The organism is Burkholderia sp. SIMBA_051, from assembly GCF_046534915.1.
GTDB lineage: Bacteria > Pseudomonadota > Gammaproteobacteria > Burkholderiales > Burkholderiaceae > Burkholderia > Burkholderia ambifaria.
The window spans coordinates 1-230 of the sequence record NZ_JAWRXS010001001.1 but is presented as its reverse complement, the minus strand read 5'-3'; the positions used below and the strand labels follow the sequence as shown (position 1 = coordinate 230).

Below are 230 nucleotides of genomic sequence, written 5' to 3'. Positions count from 1 at the left end.
AGGTGGATCACCTAACTTACGAGGGCAGGTCAACCCAACCGTTATTTCAGGAGCAGACATCATGACCATTCTCGTTACCGGTGCCACCGGCCGCGTCGGCCGCCAGGTCGTCCAGCAACTCGTCGAGCGCGGCGCCAGCGTGCGCGCGTTGGTGCGCGATCCGTCGAAGGCCGATTTCCCGGCCGCGGCGAACGTCGTGCAGGGCGACATGCTCGACATCGACTCGCTGC

At 64.8% G+C, this 230-nt stretch carries 1 protein-coding gene; it reads left to right on the top strand.

Annotated features, from left to right (window positions below):
* Positions 1-61 precede the first annotated feature (61 nt).
* The coding region (locus SB771_RS37495) for an SDR family oxidoreductase (RefSeq protein WP_410722342.1) at positions 62-230 on the top strand (169 nt) is incomplete at its 3' end.